This window comes from Canicola haemoglobinophilus (genome assembly GCF_002015075.1).
GTDB classification, from domain to species: Bacteria; Pseudomonadota; Gammaproteobacteria; order Enterobacterales; family Pasteurellaceae; genus Canicola; species Canicola haemoglobinophilus.
This window is the reverse complement of sequence record NZ_MUXZ01000019.1, coordinates 1-17358: the sequence shown is the minus strand read 5'-3', so window position 1 is coordinate 17358 and position 17358 is coordinate 1. Positions and strand designations below refer to the sequence as shown.

Annotated in this window: 18 protein-coding genes; 12 read left to right on the top strand and 6 right to left on the bottom strand. The window is 37.1% G+C overall.

Annotated features, from left to right (window positions below; all coding sequences use genetic code 11):
- Window positions 1–19: 19 nt before the first annotated feature.
- Window positions 20–826, bottom strand: coding sequence for an inositol-1-monophosphatase (suhB, locus tag B0186_RS07190; protein WP_078218702.1), 807 nt, complete (start codon window positions 824–826; stop codon window positions 20–22).
- A 181-nt stretch (window positions 827–1007) separates the two neighbouring features.
- On the opposite strand from suhB, the gene trmJ reads away from it, so the two are divergent.
- The 9 genes from trmJ to gshAB all read left to right on the top strand — a co-directional run bounded on the left by trmJ (window position 1008) and on the right by gshAB (window position 9596).
- Window positions 1008–1736, top strand: a complete 729-nt coding sequence (trmJ, locus tag B0186_RS07185) for a tRNA (cytosine(32)/uridine(32)-2'-O)-methyltransferase TrmJ (RefSeq protein WP_078218701.1) — start codon at window positions 1008–1010, stop codon at window positions 1734–1736.
- A gap of 64 nt (window positions 1737–1800) precedes the next feature.
- Complete coding sequence (iscR, locus tag B0186_RS07180; RefSeq protein WP_078218700.1) at window positions 1801–2253, top strand: Fe-S cluster assembly transcriptional regulator IscR; 453 nt, start codon at window positions 1801–1803, stop codon at window positions 2251–2253.
- Between the two features lie 50 nt (window positions 2254–2303).
- A complete protein-coding gene (locus B0186_RS07175) occupies window positions 2304–3518 on the top strand; it encodes an IscS subfamily cysteine desulfurase (protein WP_078218699.1) in 1215 nt (404 codons plus the stop codon).
- Between the two features lie 60 nt (window positions 3519–3578).
- Window positions 3579–3962, top strand: a complete 384-nt coding sequence (iscU, locus tag B0186_RS07170; protein ID WP_078218698.1) for a Fe-S cluster assembly scaffold IscU — start codon at window positions 3579–3581, stop codon at window positions 3960–3962.
- 108 nt (window positions 3963–4070) lie between these two features.
- Window positions 4071–4394 (top strand): iron-sulfur cluster assembly protein IscA, encoded by a 324-nt coding sequence (gene iscA, locus B0186_RS07165; RefSeq protein WP_078218697.1) that lies wholly within the window; start codon window positions 4071–4073, stop codon window positions 4392–4394.
- A gap of 12 nt (window positions 4395–4406) precedes the next feature.
- Window positions 4407–4925 carry a Fe-S protein assembly co-chaperone HscB gene (gene hscB / locus B0186_RS07160; RefSeq protein WP_078218696.1) on the top strand — a complete coding sequence of 173 codons (519 nt, stop codon included), beginning with the start codon at window positions 4407–4409 and terminating at the stop codon, window positions 4923–4925.
- A gap of 44 nt (window positions 4926–4969) precedes the next feature.
- On the top strand, window positions 4970–6820 hold the full coding sequence (hscA, locus tag B0186_RS07155; RefSeq protein ID WP_078218695.1) for a Fe-S protein assembly chaperone HscA: 1851 nt from the start codon (window positions 4970–4972) through the stop codon (window positions 6818–6820).
- 11 nt (window positions 6821–6831) lie between these two features.
- On the top strand, window positions 6832–7173 hold the full coding sequence (gene fdx / locus B0186_RS07150) for an ISC system 2Fe-2S type ferredoxin (protein WP_078218694.1): 342 nt from the start codon (window positions 6832–6834) through the stop codon (window positions 7171–7173).
- A gap of 149 nt (window positions 7174–7322) precedes the next feature.
- Window positions 7323–9596 carry a bifunctional glutamate--cysteine ligase GshA/glutathione synthetase GshB gene (gshAB, locus tag B0186_RS07145; RefSeq protein WP_078218693.1) on the top strand — a complete coding sequence of 758 codons (2274 nt, stop codon included), beginning with the start codon at window positions 7323–7325 and terminating at the stop codon, window positions 9594–9596.
- Between the two features lie 54 nt (window positions 9597–9650).
- On the opposite strand, the gene pfkA is transcribed toward gshAB, so the two are convergent.
- From pfkA to ung, 5 genes are all read right to left on the bottom strand, one after another.
- Complete coding sequence (gene pfkA / locus B0186_RS07140; protein ID WP_078218692.1) at window positions 9651–10616, bottom strand: 6-phosphofructokinase; 966 nt, start codon at window positions 10614–10616, stop codon at window positions 9651–9653.
- Between the two features lie 111 nt (window positions 10617–10727).
- Entirely contained in the window at window positions 10728–11624 is an 897-nt protein-coding gene (locus B0186_RS07135; protein ID WP_078218691.1) for a cation diffusion facilitator family transporter, read from the bottom strand.
- Window positions 11625–11632: 8 nt separating this feature from the next.
- On the bottom strand, window positions 11633–12190 hold the full coding sequence (locus B0186_RS07130; RefSeq protein WP_078218690.1) for a hypothetical protein: 558 nt from the start codon (window positions 12188–12190) through the stop codon (window positions 11633–11635).
- Window positions 12187–12963, bottom strand: coding sequence for a peroxide stress protein YaaA (yaaA, locus tag B0186_RS07125; RefSeq protein WP_078218689.1), 777 nt, complete (start codon window positions 12961–12963; stop codon window positions 12187–12189). The genes B0186_RS07130 and yaaA overlap by 4 nt, the downstream gene beginning before the upstream one ends.
- A gap of 17 nt (window positions 12964–12980) precedes the next feature.
- Window positions 12981–13652, bottom strand: coding sequence for a uracil-DNA glycosylase (ung, locus tag B0186_RS07120; RefSeq protein ID WP_078218688.1), 672 nt, complete (start codon window positions 13650–13652; stop codon window positions 12981–12983).
- A gap of 282 nt (window positions 13653–13934) precedes the next feature.
- Here ung and grcA point away from each other — a divergent pair, with 282 nt between their 5' ends.
- The 3 genes from grcA to lepB all read left to right on the top strand — a co-directional run bounded on the left by grcA (window position 13935) and on the right by lepB (window position 17319).
- Entirely contained in the window at window positions 13935–14318 is a 384-nt protein-coding gene (gene grcA, locus B0186_RS07115) for an autonomous glycyl radical cofactor GrcA (protein ID WP_078218687.1), read from the top strand.
- 164 nt (window positions 14319–14482) lie between these two features.
- On the top strand, window positions 14483–16279 hold the full coding sequence (gene lepA / locus B0186_RS07110) for a translation elongation factor 4 (protein ID WP_078218686.1): 1797 nt from the start codon (window positions 14483–14485) through the stop codon (window positions 16277–16279).
- Between the two features lie 8 nt (window positions 16280–16287).
- Window positions 16288–17319: a signal peptidase I gene (gene lepB, locus B0186_RS07105; RefSeq protein WP_078218685.1), complete on the top strand. Its 1032-nt coding sequence runs from the start codon at window positions 16288–16290 to the stop codon at window positions 17317–17319.
- Window positions 17320–17358: the final 39 nt, after the last annotated feature.

Below are 17358 nucleotides of genomic sequence, written 5' to 3'. Positions count from 1 at the left end.
GTTGTGAGATATTTACTGTTTAAACTTTAAAATCAGGGTTTAAACAAGGTTGGATTTTTTTCAGCATCTCTTTTACAAGGCGTGGTGTTGCTGCAACAATGTGGCTTTCTGTGAAATATTTATGATCGCCATTAAAATCACAAACTAAACCACCAGCTTCACGCAAGATTAAATCTCCTGCTGCAATATCCCAAGGTTTTACACCCATTTCAAAATAGCCATCTACACGATTAGCTGCAACATAGCAAAGATCTAATGCCGCAGATCCTGCACGTCGGAAATCCGCAACATCTTCAGCAAGGCTGCTCATCATCGCAAATTGAGTTGGCATTAATGAGGTTTTTTTGAATGGAAAGCCTGTCGCAAGGATTGCACCTTGAAGATCACGTTTACTACTGTCAACACGTAAACGTAATTCATTGATTTTAGCGCCTTCACCACGCACTGCAGTGAATAATTCATTGCGGATAGGATCGTAAACAACCCCAAATTCTGTGCGTCCTTTGACTCGAATTGCGATTGAAACAGCAAAGTGCGGTAGGCCTTTAACGAAGTTGGTTGTGCCATCTAGTGGATCTATTACCCATTGAATATCGCTATCTTTACCTTCATGCGCACCACTTTCTTCAGTAATGATTGTATGCTCAGGATAAGATTTGCGAATAACCTCAATAATTGCTGCTTCAGAGGCTTTATCAATATTTGTGACAAAATCATTTGTGCCTTTTGTCATTGTTTGAATTTCATCACGGCGTTCATAACCTTTAGCAATTACATTGCCCGCTTTTCGTGCCGCGCGAATAGCGATATTTAACATTGGATTCATATTTCCACCAGATTTTAAAGAACACATAGGGGCAAGAATTATAGTGAATTTTGCCTATAAATGCGAGCAGATTTTAGGCTTTCTATGCGTTTATTTTGCGCCTGCTTAGGAGAAATAGCTTTTCGTAAATTATAGGTGCTATGCTAGAATACCCACAATTTTAAGTAAGGTAAAAGTCTTAATGCTGGAAAATATTAAAATCGTTTTAGTGGAAACTTCTCATAGTGGAAATATTGGTTCTGCGGCTCGTGCGATGAAAACTATGGGATTAAGTCAATTATGTTTAGTTGCACCAAAACAAGAGATTGATGAACAAGCGATCGCATTAGCAGCTGGCGCTGAAGATGTGGTAAAAAGTGCGGTAGTTGTGGAAAGTTTTTCTCAAGCAGTAGCAGATTGTTCTCTTGTTATTGGTACTAGTGCCAGATTAAGACATTTACAAAATACTTTAATTGAACCCAGAGAATGTGCAGAAAAAGTAGTACAAAATCTGTCATCTCAAAAAGTCGCTATCGTTTTTGGACGGGAGCGAGTTGGGTTAACCAATGATGAATTATTAAAATGTCATTACCATTTAACCATTCCTGCCAATCCTGAATATTCTTCATTAAATCTCGCTATGGCGGTGCAGTTAGTTAGCTATGAGCTCAGAATGGCTTGGCTTGCCTTAGCAGAGGAACAGAAACAGCCGTTTTCTGTGATAGAAAATAACTATCCAACAGCACAAGAGTTAGAGTATTTCTTTGCACATACGGAACAGCTATATGAGCATCTTGGTTTTATTCAAAATCAAGGAGTTATGCAAAAATTAAGGCGTTTATATCAACGCACTCAGATTGAGAAAAATGAGCTTAATATTTTGCGTGGGATGTTAAGTGCGGTAGAAAAGCGAATTAACAGGCAAAATTAGAAGTTGACTAATTTAGTAGGATTAGTAATATATCCGCCCATTGCAGATATGAAGGATATTGAGAATGAAACTGACATCAAAAGGGCGGTATGCGGTAACAGCTATTTTGGATATTGCGTTAAATTCTGAGCATGGACCTGTTAGTTTGGCGGATATTTCTGAACGACAACATATTTCCCTTTCTTACCTAGAACAGCTTTTTGCTAAATTACGCCGTGGTGGTCTAGTAAAAAGTGTGCGTGGTCCAGGAGGCGGGTATCAGTTAGGATTATCCAGTGAACAGATTTCCATTGGCATGGTGATTAATGCAGTTAATGAAAATATTAATGTGACTAAATGTTCAGGCAATGGTAATTGCCAAGGTGGAGTGAAATGCTTAACGCATTCTTTATGGGAAGAGTTGAGTGTAAGAATTGAAAATTTCTTGAATGAAATAACCATTGCAGAATTAGTTGAAAAACAAGCTAGTCGAAACAAAAAACAAAAGTTTGAGAGTTTAGCCGTATTTAATCAATAAAAATTAGCTAAAAGTGCGGTGTGAAAAAAAAGATTTTTTAGGAGAGAACAATGAAATTACCTATTTATTTAGATTATGCGGCAACTTGCCCTGTGGACGAACGTGTAGCGAAGAAAATGATGGAATTTTTAACCATCGATGGAACCTTTGGTAACCCAGCATCTCGCTCACATAAATTTGGTTGGCAAGCAGAAGAAGCGGTTGATGTGGCTCGTAATCATATCGCTGATTTGCTTGGTGCAGACAGTCGTGAGATTGTTTTTACTTCTGGCGCAACAGAAGCAAACAACTTGGCGTTAAAAGGTGTTGCACACTTCTATCAAACCAAAGGTAAACATATTATTACTTGCAAAACTGAGCATAAAGCAATTTTAGATACTTGCCGCCAGCTTGAGCGTGAAGGTTTTGAAGTGACTTATTTAGAGCCAAAATCAGACGGTTTAATTGACTTAGATGAATTAAAATCTGTTATCCGTGATGACACTATTTTAGTTTCTATTATGCATGTGAATAACGAAATTGGTGTGGTGCAAGATATTGCGAAAATTGGCGAAATTTGCCGTGAACGTAAAGTGTTATTCCATACTGATGCAACGCAATCTGTAGGTAAATTACCGATTAATTTAAGCGAATTAAAAGTCGATTTACTTTCTATGTCTAGCCATAAATTATATGGGCCTAAAGGTATTGGCGCACTATATGTTTGCCGTAAGCCTCGTGTTCGTTTAGAAGCGATTATTCATGGTGGTGGTCATGAGCGTGGTATGCGTTCAGGCACATTACCTGTGCATCAAATTGTAGGTATGGGCGAAGCATATCGTATTGCGAAAGAAGAAATGGCAACAGAAATGCCACGCTTAACAGCACTACGTGATCGTTTATACAATGGCTTAAAAGATATTGAAGAAACTTATGTGAATGGTTCAATGGAACATCGTTTAGGCAGCAACTTAAACATCAGTTTCAACTATGTTGAAGGTGAAAGTTTAATGATGGCATTGCGTGATATTGCAGTTTCTTCTGGTTCTGCTTGTACATCAGCGAGTCTTGAGCCTTCTTATGTATTGCGTGCATTAGGCTTGAATGATGAGTTAGCGCATAGCTCAATTCGTTTCACAATGGGTCGTTATACAACAGAAGAAGAAATTGATTACACTATTAGCCTTGTTAAAGGTGCGGTAGAAAAATTACGTGAGTTATCGCCACTTTGGGATATGTTCAAAGAAGGTATTGATTTAGATAGTATTGAGTGGACTCACCATTAATCATTTGTAGGGTAAGTTTATCTTACCCATTTTAACCATTAGTAAAATAGGAACGGAAAAATGGCATATAGCGAAAAATTACTTGATCATTATGAAAACCCTCGCAACGTTGGTTCATTAGATAAGAAAGATACAAATGTGGGAACGGGTATGGTGGGTGCACCAGCTTGTGGCGATGTAATGCAGTTACAAATTAAAGTGAATGATGATGGTATTATTGAAGATGCTAAATTTAAAACTTATGGTTGTGGTTCTGCAATTGCATCAAGCTCATTAATTACTGAATGGGTAAAAGGTAAATCTTTAGATGAAGCTCAGGCAATTAAAAATAGCCAAATCGCAGAAGAATTAGAGTTACCGCCAGTGAAAGTGCATTGCTCAATTCTTGCAGAAGATGCAATCAAAGCGGCAATTGCGGATTACAAAGCGAAAAAAGCAGAATAATTTCTTTTGAAATTTCAATAAAATAAGTCAGGCAATGTTGTCTGGCTTATTTCAGATCTTATTCTGTAATCTTTTATTTGCTTATCATTGATTTTATTTGGAGTAAAAATGGCAGTCACATTAAGCGAAAGCGCAGCAAACCGAGTCCGCACTTTTCTTGAAAACAGAGGAAAGGGCATTGGTTTGCGTTTAGGAATTAAAACATCAGGGTGCTCAGGTTTAGCTTATGTTTTAGAGTTCGTTGATGTTTTAAACGAAGATGATGAGGTTTTTGAACAAGATGGCGTTAAAGTTATTGTAGATCGCAAAAGTCTGGTTTATTTAGATGGAACTCAGTTAGATTTTGTCAAAGAAGGGTTAAATGAAGGTTTTAAATTTAGTAACCCGAATGTAAAAGACGAATGTGGTTGTGGCGAAAGTTTCAACGTATAAATAGGCAGAAATATGACAAATCCATTTGCGTTATTTGATTTGGATATTGATTTTAATCTTGATCAACAACTTCTTTCACAGCGCTATTTAGCACTACAGAAATCCTTACATCCTGATAATTTTGCTCATAGCTCAGCGCAAGAACAGCGTTTAGCGATGCAAAAATCTGCTGAAATTAATGATGCCTTACAAATTTTAAAAGATCCTATTAGCCGAGCTGATAGCATCATCAATTTATATCTTGGCGAGCAAAATTTAGAACAAAAAATCAATCAAGATATGATATTTTTGATTCAACAAATGGAATGGCGTGAACAGTTAGAGCAAATTGAACATCAACGAGATATAGATCAATTATTTATTTTTGTACAAGAAATTGAAAAAGTGCGGTCGGAAATTTTGGCTCAGTTACAACAATTACTTACCGAACAAAATTGGCAACAGGCTCAATTGTTAAATGATCGCCTACGTTTTATTAAAAAATTATTTGTTGAAATTGAACGAGTAGAAGATCAATTAGCTGATTTTTAATTGAATGATTTGTTTAGAAAATAAAAGAATAACGAGATAACAGCATGGCATTACTTCAAATTGCAGAGCCGGGACAAAGTGCGGCTCCCCATCAACATAAATTAGCCGTAGGTATTGATTTAGGTACAACAAATTCTTTAATTGCAACTGTACGCAATGGAAGTAGTGAAATTTTATTTGATGGGCAAGAGCGTTCATTGACTCCTTCAGTGGTTCATTTTAACGAAGAGCAAGTTATTGTAGGCCATGAGGCAATGCTGCTTGCTAGTCAAGAGCCACAAAATACCATTATTTCTGTAAAACGTTTGATTGGGCGTAGCCTTGCAGATGTACAACAGCGTTATCCTAATTTGCCTTATCAATTTAGTGCCAGTGAAAATGGTTTACCGTTATTGAACACCAAAAAAGGTTTACTCAGTCCTGTTGAGATTTCTGCTGAAATTTTGAAAAAACTGACCGCACTTGCAGAACAACGCTTAGGTGGAGAATTAAATGGTGCAGTGATTACTGTGCCAGCTTATTTTGATGATGCACAACGTCAAAGCACCAAAGATGCGGCAAAATTAGCAGGCTTGAATGTACTACGTTTGCTTAATGAGCCAACTGCGGCAGCGATTGCTTATGGCTTAGACAGTGGGCAAGAAGGGGTGATTGCTGTTTATGATTTAGGCGGCGGCACTTTTGATATTTCTATTTTGCGTTTATCCAAAGGCGTATTTGAAGTGCTAGCGACTGGTGGCGACACTGCACTTGGTGGCGATGATTTTGACCATTTATTAGCTGATTGGATTGTAGAAAAATCTGCGAATGAGCCTAAAACCGATAGTGAAAAACGCCAACTTATTGAAATTGCAAACCAAGCAAAAGTTGCTTTAACTGATAATGACAAAGCATTAATTACTTATGCCGAACAAGATATAGAAATTACTCGTGATGAATTTAATTCTCTTATTTCTGGTTTAGTGAAACGTTCATTATTAGCTTGCCGTCGAGCATTAAAAGATGCTGATTTAACGCAGTCTGATGTGTTAGAAGTGGTCATGGTGGGCGGTTCAACTCGAGTGCCTTATGTAAGAGAACAAGTCGGCGAATTTTTCCAACGTACGCCCTTGACGTCTATTGATCCAGATAAAGTGGTGGCACTAGGTGCGGCTATTCAAGCAGATATTTTAGTGGGTAATAAGCCTGATGCGGAAATGTTGTTACTTGATGTTATCCCGTTATCACTAGGCATTGAAACAATGGGGGGATTAGTTGAGAAAATTATTCCTCGTAATACCACAATCCCAGTAGCAAGAGCACAAGAATTTACTACGTTCAAAGATGGTCAAACTGCAATGTCGGTGCATATTTTGCAGGGTGAGCGTGAAATGGCAGATGATTGCCGTTCTTTAGCACGCTTTACTTTACGCGGTATTCCAGCAATGGCTGCGGGCGCAGCGCATATTAGAGTGACTTATCAAGTGGATGCTGATGGTTTATTAAGCGTGACTGCAATGGAAAAATCTACAGGTGTGCAATCATCCATTCAAGTTAAACCTTCGTATGGATTAACGGATGATGAAATTGCCAATATGCTAAAAGCTTCGATGGAAAATGCCAAAGAAGATATTCAGGCTCGCTTGTTAGCAGAACAACGTGTTGATGCTGCTCGTGTAATTGAAAGTGTTCATTCTGCATTACAGCAAGATGAAGATTTGTTAAATGATGAAGAACTAAGTGCGGTTAAAAATGCCTTAGTTTCGTTGCAAAAATTAGTTCAAGAAGAAGATAGCCTTGCCATTAAGCAAGGGATAAAAGATCTTGATCAAGCTACCCAAGAATTTGCCTCTCGCCGTATGGATAAATCTATTCGTCGTGCGTTAAGTGGGCAACATATTGAAGATATTAAATAAAGGAAAGTAGAATGCCAAAAATTGTTTTTTTACCTCATCAAGAGTTTTGTCCAGAAGGCATGGTGGTTGATGCGGCACCTGGAGAAAATTTATTAGAAGTTGCACATAATGCGGGTGTGGAAATTCACCATGCTTGTGATTGCTCTTGTGCTTGTACCACTTGCCACGTGGTTATTCGTGAGGGATTTGATAGTTTAAATGATGCCACAGAGCAAGAAGAAGATATGTTAGATAAGGCTTGGGGATTAGAAATGGATAGTCGTCTTTCTTGTCAATGTGTGGTTGGCGAGGAAGATCTTGTCGTGGAAATTCCGCGCTATAACCTTAATCATGCAAATGAGGCTGCTCATTAATCTATTTATATTAAGGTGCACTTTGATCTAGGATTGAGTTGCACCTTAATTCTTATATTCAAATTACATAATTTATACCCAATTACTCTTTGCGATTTGAACGTTAATTTGAATAATGCAAAGAAATTATTCGATAAAAGGGGATATTCATGAAAATTCAACATTTAATTAAACAACACCAACTTGGCTTACTTTTTCAACAAGGCTCTTTTGGCTTAGAAAAAGAAAGTCAGCGTGTTTATCAAGACGGTTCAGTCGTGACTACTGAGCATCCTAAATGTTTTGGTAACAGATCTTATCACCCTTATATTCAAACTGATTTTGCAGAAAGTCAGCTAGAATTAATTACGCCACCAAATAAAAAATTAGAAGATACTTTAAGATGGTTATCTGCCATTCATGAGGTGGTTTTACGTTCTCTACCCGAAGATGAATTTGTATTTCCATTGAGTATGCCAGCAGGATTACCAGCAGATGATTTGATTAAAGTAGCACAATTGGATAATCCAGAGGATGTGGCATATCGTGAACATCTAGTCCAATCCTATGGCAAAAATAAGCAAATGGTCAGTGGGATCCATTATAACTTTCAGCTAGCGCCAGAATTGATCCAAACTTTATTTAAGTTACAACAAGAGCAAAAAAGTGCGGTGGATTTTCAGAATAATTTATATCTGAAAATGGCGAAAAATTTTCTGCGTTATCAATGGGTTTTATTATATTTATTATCAGCAACACCAACGGTTGATAGTAATTATTTTAAAGCAGGATCTCCATTAAAAGCGGGCGAATATGTTCGTAGTTTACGTTCAAGCAAGTATGGCTATGTGAATGATCCTGAGGTTATCGTTTCTTTTGACAGCTTAGAACAATATGCAGAAAGCTTAGAACATTGGGTTAAAACAGGAAAACTCATTGCAGAGAAAGAATTTTATTCCAATGTGCGTTTACGTGGGGCGAAAAAGGCGAGATATTTAATCCAAAATGGCATCAAATATTTAGAGTTTCGTTTATTTGATCTCAATCCTTTTGAGCAATACGGTATGAATTTAGCTGATGCGAGATTTATTCATCATTTTGCTTTATTAATGATTTGGCTTGATGAAAATCCTGATCAACAAGCGGTTGAATTAGGGCGTAGCCGCTTGGCTGAAGTTGCTTTAGAAAATCCACTCGCGCAAACAGCCTATCGAGAAGAGGGCGAATGGCTACTTAATCAGCTAATTGAGATGTTGCACATCATTGGGGCTGAGCAAAGTGCGGTGGATTTTGCGCAAGAAAAATTAGCACAATTTGCCGATCCTAGTTTGACTTTATGTGCTCGATTAGTACGAGAAATTGAGCAAAAAGGCGGTTATCAAAAATTAGGTGCAGAACTAGCCAAACAATATAAAGCCAATGCTTTTGAGCGTTTTTATGCTTTGACTGCCTTTGATAATATGGAACTTTCCACGCAAGCATTGATGTTTGATTTAATTCAGCAAGGTATTAGCTTTGAGATCCTAGATGAGCGAGATCAATTCTTACGCTTACAATTTGGCGAGCATATTGAATATGTGAAAAATGGCAATATGACTTCCCATGACAGCTATATTTCACCACTGATTATGGAAAATAAAGTTGTAACGAAGAAAGTCTTAGAAAAAGCAGGATTTAATGTGCCACAAAGCCAAGAATTTACCTCTGTTGAGCAAGCCATTGCGAGTTATAGTCTGTTTGAAAAAAGATCGGTGGTAATTAAGCCTAAATCCACTAACTACGGCTTAGGTATTACGATTTTCCAGCAAGGTGTTAATAATCGAGAAGATTTTGCCAAAGCGGTAGAAATTGCTTTCCGTGAAGATAAAGAAATTATGGTGGAAGACTATTTAGTTGGCACAGAATATCGTTTCTTTGTACTTGGTGACGAAACTTTGGCTGTTTTATTGCGAGTGCCTGCGAATGTTGTTGGTGATGGTATTCATACTGTGGCTGAGTTGGTGGCACAAAAAAATGATCATCCACTGCGTGGCGATGGTAGCCGTACACCATTGAAGAAAATTGCCTTAGGCGATATTGAGCAGCTGCAATTAAAAGAACAAGGTCTGACAATTGAGAGTATTCCAGCCAAAGATCAGATTGTTCAATTACGCGCAAACTCTAATATTAGTACTGGTGGCGATAGTATTGATATGACAGATGAAATGCACCCAAGTTATAAACAACTTGCAGTTGGTATCACTAAAGCGATGGGCGCAGCACTCTGTGGTGTGGATCTCATTATCCCTGATTTGAAAAAGCCAGCACAGCTAGAATTAAGTTCTTGGGGCGTAATTGAAGCCAACTTCAATCCAATGATGATGATGCATATTTTCCCTTATACAGGGAAATCAAGACGATTGACAAGAAATGTGATTAAGATGTTGTTTCCCGAAGTGAAGTAAATAAAAAAATCGCCGATTATCATCATCGGCGGTTTTTTTGTATGCGATTATAAATTAGTCTAAGCGTTTAGACATAGCTAACCAATCTGCTTTAAATTCACGACGCATATTGTTAATTGCATCAATAATATCGTGATGAACTAAGTGTTCATTTTGAATGCCCACACAATAGCCGCCTTTACCTTGTAATAAAAGATCTACCGCATAAACACCCATACGAGAACCTAAAATGCGGTCAAAGGCACAAGGTGTACCACCACGTTGAATATGTCCTAAAATAGTTGCACGAGTTTCATGTTTTACACGGGCTTCGATTTCTCGGGCAAGTTCATTTACATCACAAATTAATTCTGTGATCGCAATGATTGCATGGCGTTTACCTTTGATAATTGCACGTTCAATTTGCTTAATTAATTCTTCACGATCAAATTCAACTTCAGAAGCAACGATATATTCGCAACCACCCGCAATACCAGCTGAGATAGTTAAATCACTGCAATGTCTTCCCATGATTTCTACGATAGAAATACGTTTGTGTGAACTTGATGTATCACGTAAACGGTCAATTGCAACCACCGCAGTTTCAAGTGCGGTCTGATAACCGATAGTGTAGTCAGTTCCTGCTACATCATTATCAATTGTTCCTGGAATACCAACACAAGGGAAACCATGTTCTTCAGTTAATAATTTTGCGCCCATGTAAGAACCATCACCACCGATAACCACAAGTGCATCGATACCATGTGAACGTAAAATTTCTGCACATTTTGCACGTACCGCAGGATCTTTAAATTCAGGGAAACGAGCAGAACCAAGGAATGTACCACCACGATTGATAATATCTGATACGCTATAACGAGTTAATTGTTGGATTTTGTTATGGTATAAACCGTAATAACCTTCATAGATACCGTAAACTTCCAAACCTTCAGCTAATGCTGAACGAACAACACCACGAATTGCGGCGTTCATACCTGGTGCATCACCACCACTTGTTAAAACAGCAATTTTTTTTATCATAATAATTACCTAATTTATCGTTAAAATTAAACTCCGAAAACAGGCGCTAAGGTTACACTATTCCTAGCACTTGCTCTATAAAAATTTTTGTGAATTGTAGCACAATTTGATCTAGTTTAAATTTTTCAATTCGGTTTGCACTACGCTAGTAGGCTCTTGATGAATAGCAATATCAGCATAAGGAAATCTTTGTTGTAATTCCTGTTCTATATCCTCTGTGATTTGATGTGCTTCTACAAAAGAGAGATGATCATCTAATTCTAAATGAAACTGAATAAAACGCACCGCACCTGAACGTCTTGTTCTTAGATCATGAAATCCAAGAATACGCTTATCCGCTAAAATAATTTGTTCTATTTGTTCAATTTCTTCATTTGGTAGTGCTTTATCTAACAGTAATTGCACATTATCAAATAGCATTTTCCCTGCATTACTTAAAATATAAAGAGCGATTAACAGTGCAAAAATAGCATCAATCTGCTGATATTCCAGCTGAGTCAATGCTAATGAAATTAAAATCGCAAAATTCATCAAAAGGTCTGTGTGATAATGGAGTTTATCTGCTTTAATTGCGGGGCTATCCGTTTGTCGAATGACCTTACTTTGATACATCACTAATAATGTAGTTATTAAAATTGAAAATGAAGTAACAAATATTCCAACTTGAAAATTCATTAAAGGCTGAGGATTATTTAAGCGATGAATACCTTGTAGCAGAATAAATACCGCGGAACCGGAGATAAATGCACTTTGCCCTAAGCCTGCTAGTGCTTCGGCTTTACCATGACCAAAGGAATGGTTGTGATCTGCTGGCATTAGCGCAAAGCGCAAAATTAGCATATTCATGAGAGAGGCTAATAAGTCCAGCATTGAGTCAGTAATTGAAGCGAGCATACTGACGGAGCTTGTTTCCCACCAAGCAAAACTTTTCACTAAAATTAATAACAATGCAGTAAAAATAGCTAAGTGAGCTGCTTTTTTCACTTGTTGGGAGTAAATGCGTTCCATTTTTACAATCAGCCTGGGTTGCAACCCGTTAGTTGATATTGTTTAAGCTGCGAAAGTTCTTTATCTCCAATATATTTTTTTAAGTAGCTTTCAATCTTGCTTTTACTCATGGCTGATTTTGGTAATTTCGTTAACTTGAAAGAATATTGATATTGAACAAAACCACAGAAAGGAAAATCTTTACCTTTGGCTATATCCACTTGCCAATTGGGATTTTTTTCTGTTGGCTGATACATAACAAAACTGTAAAGCTCATTATTGTGTAAATAAAGTTCAAAATGTTGAACGCCAGTATTTTTATAAACTCGCTTTCTCAAAGCAATACGATCTGACAAGGTTCTTTGCTCATTGTTGCGATCAAATAATAATTCAACCGCACTTTGCCAGTTTTCGACGTTTTCGCCCTTAACGAGATAGAAATAACGAACCATAGTCCCAAGATCTTGTGAACTTGCTAGATAATAACTTTTTTCATTATGCTTAATATAGTCTGGCGCTTTTAGTTGTGGCTGTGATGCACAAGCAGACAATAAAAGTGCGGTCAAAATAGCTAAGATTTTTTTCATTCGCTTAAATCTCGTTTAAATACAAATTCTGTTTGTGTAGAAGAAGTTGGATCAAACCAGTATCCACCTAAATCGAAATCTTTTAATTGCTCAACTTCGGTTAGACGATTTTGAATAATATAGCGGCACATTAACCCTCTTGCTTTTTTAGCATAGAAACTAATGACTTTATATTTTCCGCCTTTATTATCAAGGAAAATCGGTTTGATGATTTGTGCATTTAATTGTGTTTCTTTCACCGATTTATAATATTCATCAGAGGCCAAATTAATCAGAATATTATCGCCTTGTTGATTAATGGCTTGTTGTAATGCTTCAGTAATGACAGTTCCCCAAAAAGCATATAAATCCTTGCCTTTGGGGTTAGGCAATTTTGTTCCCATTTCTAAGCGGTAGGCTTGCATTAAATCAAGCGGGTGTAGCAAACCATATAAGCCTGATAGCATGCGTAAATGCTGTTGAGCAAATTGAATATCATCTTGATTTAATGTTTCCACTTCTAAACCAGTGTAAACATCGCCTTTGAAGGCATAAATTGCCGCACGAGAATTTTGCTCGTTATGCTCTTTTTGCCAGTCAGTAAAACGTGCGGCATTCAATCCAGCAAGTTTATCGCTAATTGACATCAATGACGCAATTTGTGCAGGCGCAAGCTGGCGACAAATTTCGATTAATTGTTCGCTATGTTCGGTTAAGTGCGGTTGCGTAAATGTGAAATTTGGTACCGCACTTTCTAAATCTAATGTTTTAGCTGGAGAAATAATGGCTAACATATTCTTTCCTTAAAAATTTATATTGTCATTGGCAGCTGCCAATTAATTTCAGTTAAATTGTGATCGCGTAAATATTGATTTGCTTTGGAAAAATGTTGGCATCCTAAAAAGCCTCTATGGGCAGATAATGGCGACGGATGTGGTGCTGTTAAAACACAATGCTTAGTGCGGTCGATAAATTGTCCTTTTTTTTGTGCATGGCTGCCCCAAAGAAGAAAAACAATATTTTCTCGTTGTTCATTTAAAACATGAATAACTTTATCTGTGAAAGTTTCCCAACCAAAGTTTGCATGAGAATGCGCTAAGCCTTGTTCAACGGTTAATACCGTATTGAGCAATAATACGCCTTGTTCAGCCCAACTGACCAAATAGCCATGTGAAGGGATTTGAAATCCAGTAATATCAGCTGCTAATTCTTTATAAATATTTACCAAAGAAGGTGGAGGTGTAATACCTGGTTTTACCGAAAATGCCAAACCATGTGCTTGATTTGCGCCATGGTAGGGATCTTGTCCGAGGATAACCACTTTGACTTGGTTAAATTCAGTTAATTTAAAAGCATTGAATATTTCTTCTTGTGGGGGGTAAATGATTTTGCCATTTTGTCTAGCCTGTTGGACTTGTTGTAAAATATATTGGAAATAAGGTTGCTGTTTTTCTTGCCCAATGGCATCCTTCCAAGTATTCATTATTTCTCTCATTTTGATATGCGTATTATTATCAATAATTATAAAGAAAGAATAATAAAATGCTAGTTTACATTTTAATGTGATTATTTATTTAAATAATTGTTAATATTTTGTTAATTTGAGATTTGATTTAATTATTTTTTATTGATGTGCATCAATTTAATATATTTTCTTCAATAAAATTAAACTGATCTATATCAAATTAATTGAAAATATAAAATTTTTTGATAAAATTTGCGCCAATTTCAATTAATAAACAAACATAATAATTAGGATCATATTATGATTAAAGGTATTCAAATTACTCAAGCTGCAAATGACAATTTATTAAACTCATTTTGGTTATTAGATAGCGAAAAAGGCGAAGCGCGTTGTTTAGCAGCTAAAGCTGAATTCGCAGAAGATCAAATCGTTGCAGTAAGCGAATTAGGTCAAATCGAATATCGTGAGTTACCAGTTGACGTAGCACCAACTGTTAAAGTTGAAGGTGGTCAACACTTAAATGTGAACGTATTACGTCGTGAAACATTAGAAGATGCAGTAAACAACCCAGAAAAATACCCACAATTAACAATTCGTGTTTCTGGTTACGCAGTGCGTTTCAACTCTTTAACGCCAGAACAACAACGTGATGTAATTACTCGTACTTTCACACAAAGTTTATAATTCTTCATTCTGAGATTAAGAACCCTAAAGGCAAAACCTTTAGGGTTTTTTCATAAAATTTACCGCACTTTTTTTCCTTTATATAGCGTATCGCATCATATTCGGGTACAATCCGACCGCTAAACTTATTTACAATTTTATGACAAAAATCTAATAACTTAAATATGAAAAATATTCGTAACTTTTCTATTATTGCACATATTGACCATGGTAAATCGACCCTTTCCGACCGCTTGATCCAAACCTGTGGCGGTTTGTCTGATCGTGAAATGGAAGCACAGGTGCTTGACTCTATGGACTTAGAGCGTGAGCGTGGTATTACCATTAAAGCACAAAGTGTTACTTTAAATTATAAAGCCAAAGATGGCGAAACCTACCAATTAAACTTTATTGATACACCAGGACATGTGGATTTTTCCTATGAGGTATCTCGTTCTTTAGCCGCTTGTGAAGGGGCTTTGTTGGTGGTGGATGCTGGACAAGGTGTTGAAGCACAAACCCTTGCTAACTGCTATACCGCTATTGAAATGGATTTAGAGGTGGTGCCAATTCTAAACAAAATTGATTTACCAGCCGCAGAGCCAGAGCGTGTAGCCGAAGAAATTGAAGATATTGTTGGGATTGATGCTATTGATGCGGTACGTTGTTCTGCTAAAACTGGTGTGGGCATTGAAGATGTTTTAGAAGAAATTGTACATAAAATTCCGGCACCAGAAGGTGATCCTGATGCCCCACTACAAGCCTTGATTATTGACTCTTGGTTTGATAATTATTTGGGCGTGGTGTCTTTAGTTCGTATTAAAAATGGCGTATTATGCAAAGGCGATAAGATCAAAGTGATGTCCACAGGCCAATCTTATAATGTTGATCGTCTAGGCATTTTTACGCCAAAACAAGTAGATACGACAGAATTAAAAACAGGCGAAGTAGGCTGGGTGGTTTGTGCTATTAAAGATATTTTAGGTGCACCTGTTGGGGATACGTTGACTTCACATCATAACCCTGCAACCTCTGTTCTTCCAGGATTTAAAAAGGTTAAGCCACAAGTTTATGCAGGGCTTTTCCCTATTAGTTCCGATGACTATGAAGCTTTCCGTGATGCTTTAGGTAAGCTGAGTTTAAATGACGCTTCTTTATTCTATGAACCTGAAAATTCGACCGCACTTGGTTTCGGTTTCCGTTGTGGTTTCTTGGGGCTGTTACATATGGAGATCATTCAAGAGCGTTTAGAGCGTGAATATGATCTTGATTTAATTACCACAGCACCAACCGTAGTTTACGAAGTGGAGCAAACCAATGGCGAAATAATTTATGTGGATAGCCCTGCAAAATTACCACCACTGAATAATATTGCAGAAATTCGTGAACCAATTGCTGAATGTAATATGCTTTTACCACAAACTTATTTGGGAAATGTGATTACACTTTGCGTGGAGAAACGAGGCGTACAAACCAATATGGTATATCATGGCAATCAAGTTGCCTTGACCTATGAAATTCCAATGGGCGAAGTTGTATTGGATTTCTTTGATCGCCTTAAATCAACTTCTCGTGGTTATGCTTCATTGGATTATGGTTTCAAACGTTTCCAAGCCGCAGATATGGTGCGTGTAGATATTATGATTAATGGTGAGCGTGTTGATGCTTTAGCTTTAATTGTTCATAAAGATAATGCGCAATATCGTGGACGTGAATTGGTAGAAAAAATGCGTGAGTTAATTCCACGTCAACAATTTGATATTGCAATTCAAGCGGCAATTGGTAACCACATTATTGCGCGTTCTACAGTAAAACAGTTGCGTAAAAACGTATTAGCTAAATGTTATGGTGGTGATGTCAGCCGTAAGAAAAAACTGTTACAGAAACAGAAAGAAGGTAAAAAACGTATGAAATCTTTGGGTAACGTAGAGGTTCCACAAGAGGCGTTTTTAGCTATTTTACATGTTGGTAAAGATAAGTAAGGAAAGCTATGTCAAAGTCTAATTTATCCTTTATTGCTTTAATCGTTATTGGTTTTATTGCGTGGAAAATCCTAGATTTTTTTGCGCTACCAAATACTTTTACCATTTTACTCATTTTATTGACCGCACTTTGTGGCGTGTTGTGGTGCTATCATCGTTTTGTGGTTTTACCGAAGCGTGCAAGACAGATAACACGTCAAGAGCAACGTTCAGGCAAACAGTTGAGTGATGAAGAAAAAGCACAAATTGAACCTATTTCTGAAACATCAGAAATGTTGTCTTCTTTATTTCCGGTGCTTGCATTTGTGTTGATTTTGCGCTCATTCTTGTTTGAGCCATTTCAAATCCCATCGGTTTCAATGGAGCCAACATTGCGTGTGGGGGATTTTTTATTGGTTAAAAAATATGCTTATGGTATCAAAGATCCTGTATTCCAAAATACCATTATTGAAACGGGAAAACCGCAACGTGGCGATATAATCGTATTTAAAGCACCTCAAGAGCCAAACATTGATTATATTAAGCGTGTTGTTGGTATTCCGGGAGATAGAGTTTTTTATGATGAAAAAACTCGCCATGTATCAATTGTTTATAATAAAGATGGTAAAGAATGTACTTATGATTGCCAAGTTCATGAATTTACTTATAGCGAGCCGCAAAGTAATCCTGACTTTACTATGATCGTAGGTCGTGACTCTCAAGGTAAAGCGCAGTATGGAGAGGAAAACCCGTTAGTATTAACTGAGAAAGGGGATGTGCAGCATCAAATTCACTGGGCTCCTCAAGTTTTTAACCGCACTTATATGTATAGTGGTTACCGCCAACAAAAAGATTATGTCACTGAATGGGTTGTGCCAGAGGGACAATATTTTGTACTTGGTGATAATCGCGACCAAAGTGCTGATGGTCGTTTCTGGGGATTTGTTCCTGAAAAAAATATTGTGGGCAAAGCGGAGTTTATTTGGTTGAGCCTTGATAAAAAACAAGATGAATTCCCAAAAGGTATTCGTTTTTCTAGAATGTTTACCTCAATTCAGTAGCTATTTTTTACATAAAGAAATGATCTGACCCCAAAAAGT

Bases quoted from the DNA above. Each gene is read 5' to 3' on its own strand.
- gshAB (WP_078218693.1), top strand. From the start codon at position 7,323: ATGAAAATTCAACATTTAATTAAACAACACCAACTTGGCTTACTTTTT.
- yaaA (WP_078218689.1), bottom strand. From the start codon at position 12,963: ATGTTAGCCATTATTTCTCCAGCTAAAACATTAGATTTAGAAAGTGCG.
- trmJ (WP_078218701.1), top strand. From the start codon at position 1,008: ATGCTGGAAAATATTAAAATCGTTTTAGTGGAAACTTCTCATAGTGGA.
- B0186_RS07135 (WP_078218691.1), bottom strand. From the start codon at position 11,624: ATGGAACGCATTTACTCCCAACAAGTGAAAAAAGCAGCTCACTTAGCT.
- iscR (WP_078218700.1), top strand. From the start codon at position 1,801: ATGAAACTGACATCAAAAGGGCGGTATGCGGTAACAGCTATTTTGGAT.
- fdx (WP_078218694.1), top strand. From the start codon at position 6,832: ATGCCAAAAATTGTTTTTTTACCTCATCAAGAGTTTTGTCCAGAAGGC.
- hscA (WP_078218695.1), top strand. From the start codon at position 4,970: ATGGCATTACTTCAAATTGCAGAGCCGGGACAAAGTGCGGCTCCCCAT.
- lepB (WP_078218685.1), top strand. From the start codon at position 16,288: ATGTCAAAGTCTAATTTATCCTTTATTGCTTTAATCGTTATTGGTTTT.
- iscU (WP_078218698.1), top strand. From the start codon at position 3,579: ATGGCATATAGCGAAAAATTACTTGATCATTATGAAAACCCTCGCAAC.
- B0186_RS07130 (WP_078218690.1), bottom strand. From the start codon at position 12,190: ATGAAAAAAATCTTAGCTATTTTGACCGCACTTTTATTGTCTGCTTGT.
- B0186_RS07175 (WP_078218699.1), top strand. From the start codon at position 2,304: ATGAAATTACCTATTTATTTAGATTATGCGGCAACTTGCCCTGTGGAC.
- pfkA (WP_078218692.1), bottom strand. From the start codon at position 10,616: ATGATAAAAAAAATTGCTGTTTTAACAAGTGGTGGTGATGCACCAGGT.
- iscA (WP_078218697.1), top strand. From the start codon at position 4,071: ATGGCAGTCACATTAAGCGAAAGCGCAGCAAACCGAGTCCGCACTTTT.
- grcA (WP_078218687.1), top strand. From the start codon at position 13,935: ATGATTAAAGGTATTCAAATTACTCAAGCTGCAAATGACAATTTATTA.
- hscB (WP_078218696.1), top strand. From the start codon at position 4,407: ATGACAAATCCATTTGCGTTATTTGATTTGGATATTGATTTTAATCTT.
- lepA (WP_078218686.1), top strand. From the start codon at position 14,483: ATGAAAAATATTCGTAACTTTTCTATTATTGCACATATTGACCATGGT.
- ung (WP_078218688.1), bottom strand. From the start codon at position 13,652: ATGAATACTTGGAAGGATGCCATTGGGCAAGAAAAACAGCAACCTTAT.
- suhB (WP_078218702.1), bottom strand. From the start codon at position 826: ATGAATCCAATGTTAAATATCGCTATTCGCGCGGCACGAAAAGCGGGC.